This is a genomic window from Micromonospora halophytica (assembly GCF_900090245.1).
Taxonomy (GTDB): Bacteria; Actinomycetota; Actinomycetes; order Mycobacteriales; family Micromonosporaceae; genus Micromonospora; species Micromonospora halophytica.
Map to the genome: position 1 here is coordinate 1 of NZ_FMDN01000056.1, position 3724 is coordinate 3724.

3 protein-coding genes are annotated in these 3724 nt (G+C 72.0%); 1 reads left to right on the top strand and 2 read right to left on the bottom strand.

The genetic code is table 11. The annotated features are described in order from the left end of the window. Positions 1-155: 155 nt before the first annotated feature. Both GA0070560_RS27900 and gdhA read right to left on the bottom strand, forming a co-directional pair. The gene (locus tag GA0070560_RS27900; RefSeq protein WP_091303101.1) at positions 156-1523 is read right to left on the bottom strand and encodes an alpha/beta hydrolase family protein; all 1368 of its coding nucleotides are present in this window, start codon (positions 1521-1523) and stop codon (positions 156-158) included. A 146-nt stretch (positions 1524-1669) separates the two neighbouring features. Further along, positions 1670-3001: an NADP-specific glutamate dehydrogenase gene (gene gdhA / locus GA0070560_RS27905; RefSeq protein ID WP_091303104.1), complete on the bottom strand. Its 1332-nt coding sequence runs from the start codon at positions 2999-3001 to the stop codon at positions 1670-1672. Positions 3002-3115: 114 nt separating this feature from the next. Between gdhA and GA0070560_RS27910 the strand changes: the two genes are divergently transcribed. Continuing rightward, positions 3116-3424, top strand: coding sequence for a MazG-like family protein (locus GA0070560_RS27910; RefSeq protein ID WP_091303106.1), 309 nt, complete (start codon positions 3116-3118; stop codon positions 3422-3424). The last annotated feature ends 300 nt before the right edge of the window (positions 3425-3724 follow it).

Here is a 3724-nt window from a genome sequence, read left to right on the forward strand (position 1 = left end):
ACCGTGCAGGTCTCGGCCTACCCGGACCACTACGCCCAGTGGGAGCAGCAGGCCGCCGACCTCGTCACCGAACACTGGAACAGCTGACCCCACCCACGACAACGCTGGCCGGCGCCCCACCACGGGGTGCCGGCCAGCGGCGTGTCCGGTGACCGTCAGGGGCACTTCGCGTACAGCCGGCGGGTGCCCACGCCGGCGTCGTACGCGGCCCGGTCGCTGAACCGGCAGCCGAAGTCCGGCGCGGCGACCGCCTTCGGATCGGTGACCGCGTCACCGGCGGGACGGACTCCGGTGCGTACCCAGGAGACCAGATCGTCCCAGGCGGCGCCGGCCTCCGCCGGGGTGAACTCGCAGTGCTGGGTGGCCCGGACGGCCCGCTGGACGACCAGCCGGCTGCGACCGTGCCGCGCCGCGTCCCGGGCGTACGCCTGCTCCATGGAGAAGGGCACGAACAGGTCACCCAGGTCGTGCAGGCTGAGCACCGGCGCGGTGGGGCGACCCGCGATGCGCGGCACCTCCGTCAGCACCGGGGAGAACCGCTGCCGGACGTTCTCCGGCGCGACCCGCTGTACGGTGGCGTTGACGTCGACCGGCCCGTTCGGGCTGTAGCGCGTCAGCAGGTTCGTGGCGAGCTGCCCGGGCCGCTGGGCCGGTGAGTCCCCGCCGTCGGTGGTGCTGATGGCGAAGAGGAAGTCCTTCCAGACCGCGAAGGCCGCCTCCGCGCCGGGGCGCGGCCCGCCGGAGCGGTTGACGGTGATCTCCCGTAGCTGCTTGCCGCGCTCGTTGGTGGTGTCCGGCCCGGTGGGGGTGAGCCCGGCGAGGCCGAGCGCCACCTGGATCCGGGGCACGGCGTTGCTCAGGTAGTCGGTCGGCGTCGGGTACGCCCGCACCCCGCCGAGCGCCTGGGCGACCAGGTTGTAGTCGAGGTAGAAGTCGAGCAGCTCGTGGTCGCCGAGCACCCCGCACATCGGCAGTGCCCCGTCGTAGTAGCCCGGGTACTGCTCCAGCGAGCGGCCGATGACGTAACCGCCCATCGACACGCCGGCCACGTACGTCCGCTTCGGACGCTCGACCGTCGAGGCGAACAGGTCGGCCAACTCACGGGTGCTGACCACGCCGGAGCGGATGTCGAAGCCGTTGGTGGTGTACGACGACGACGCCCAGGCGTACCCCTGGCCCAGCAGCCGTTGCCGCAGGCCGAAGCCGGGGGCCTCGGGGGAGAGCACGGTGGTCTGGCCGCGGTAGCCGTGCGCCCACATGACGAGTTCGCCGTTCCAGGCCGGCGGCACCTCGACGACGTAGCCGGCGTGCCGGTGTACGCCCTGCCGTACGGTGGTCGGCGTGCCACCCACGACGAGCGGGGCCAGGGGCGGGTTGTTGATGGTGTAGCCGGGCAGTGGCTGCGAGCCGTCGTCGCCGCCGGCGGCGGTGGCCGGCGCCGCGCCGGCGAGCCCGACGGTCAGGGCCAGGGACGCGCCGACGGCGAGCAGCCGGCGCATGAGGCGGGTGGTTGAGGACAGCATCGTGCTCCCCCGGGGACGGGTGCCGCCCGAGGGCGGCCAGGCGGGACGGTGCCTACCGGCCGGTAGCGCACTGAAGCTAGGCCCGCCCCATGAGGGCTGTCAATGCTGCACCTGACCGAACGGTCAGCACCGCCCGGCCGGGATCCTCAGACCAGCCCGTGCGCCAGCATCGCCTCCGCCACCCGGCGGAACCCGTTGATGTTCGCGCCCGCCACGTAGTCGCCCGGCAGGCCGTACTCCTCGGCGGTGGACCAGCAGCGGGCGTGGATGTCGCGCATCGTCTCCCGCAGCCGCTGCTCCGACTGGACGAAGGTCCACGAGTCGCGGCTGGCGTTCTGCTGCATCTCCAGGGCGCTCACCGCCACCCCACCGGCGTTGGCCGCCTTGCCCGGGGCGAACCGCACCCCGGCCCGGCCGAGGATGCGCACCGCCTCCGGCGTGGTCGGCATGTTCGCCCCCTCCACCACCGCGACGCAACCGCCGGCGACCAGCGACGCGGCCTCCGCCCCGCCGATCTCGTTCTGCGTCGCACAGGGGATGGCCAGGTCGCAGGGGACCTCCCAGACGGTACGACCGGAGACCGCCACCGCCTGCGGCATGTGCCCCACGTAGTCGTCGAGCCGGGCGCGCCGCTTCTCCTTCAGCTCCCGCAGCAGCGCCAGGTCGATGCCCTTCTCGTCCAGCACGTAGCCGTTGGAGTCCGAGCAGGCCACCACCGTCCCGCCGAACTGGTGCACCTTCTCGATGGCGTACGTGGCGACGTTGCCCGACCCGGAGACCACCACCCGCTTGCCGTCGAGGCTGTCCCCGGTCTGCTTGAGCATCTCCTCGGCGAAGAACACCGCGCCGTACCCGGTCGCCTCGGTGCGCACCTGCGCGCCCCCGTACGACAGGCCCTTGCCGGTCAGCACCCCCGTCTCGTACCGGTTGGTGATCCGCTTGTACTGCCCGAACAGGTAGCCGATCTCCCGGCTGCCGACCCCGATGTCCCCGGCCGGGACGTCGGTCTGCTCGCCGATGTGCCGGTACAACTCGGTCATGAAGCTCTGACAGAACCGCATCACCTCACGGTCCGAGCGGCCCTTCGGGTCGAAGTCCGCGCCGCCCTTGCCGCCGCCGATCGGCAGTCCGGTGAGCGCGTTCTTGAAGATCTGCTCGAAGCCGAGGAACTTCACGATCCCCAGGTAGACCGACGGGTGGAAGCGCAGGCCACCCTTGAACGGGCCGAGCGCGCTGTTGAACTCGACCCGGAATCCCCGGTTGACGTGCACCCGACCGTGGTCGTCCTCCCACGGCACCCGGAAGATGATCTGCCGTTCCGGCTCGCAGATCCGCTCGATGATCCGCGCCTCCGCGTACTCGGGGTGACGGGCCAGGGCCGGGCCGATGCTCTCCAGCACCTCCCGCACCGCCTGGTGGAACTCCGGCTCGCCGGGGTTCCGAGCGACCACACTGGCGTACACCGCTTCGAGGGTCACCGCACGTCCCTTCCCGTTCAGATGGTTGCCGCGTCGCCACCACCGGCTCGACGCCGTACCGCCGGCCGCCCCCCCCGGATGCGGATCGTCACCCCTGTCCGGTTCACTGTCCGGGTGGACGAGTCGATCTGGGAGGCGGCCCGCGCCTCGCGTGGCTGGCTGGACGCCGCCAACGGTACCGGCCAGGCCGAGCTGACCTGCCGCATCCTCAAGCTCACCGAGGAAGCGGGCGAGGCCGCCGGGGCGTGGATCGGACTGGTTGGCCAGAATCCCCGCAAGGGCGTGACACACACCCGCGAGGATGTCGCCGCCGAACTGGCCGACGTCGTCCTCACCGCCCTGGTGGCCATCGAGAGCCTCGGCCTGGACGCCCGGACCGTCGTCACCGCCTGCGCCGAGAAGGTCCGCTCCCGCACCGCCTGACCGCCCCACCCCGACCTGTGGGACGCCGTGCTCACTGCCGGCACAGGCGACAGCGAGGACGTCCCCGCCGTCCGTGCGTGCGGTGTCCGTTTCGCCGGTTTCGGGTACGTGGGCGGGGTGTCCGCCGTCGGTCAGGCGGACGGGTGTCGGGTGTGGTTGTTGCTGCCTGGGCGATGACAACCGCACGCGAGCTGGTGTGGGGGGCGTGCGGTCTGGGTCGGGTGTCCGGTTCAGGTGGGCTGCGGTTGTGGTTTGTCGGTGTCGGGTTCATGCCTGGTTGGTGTGCGGGGTCCTGTGGCC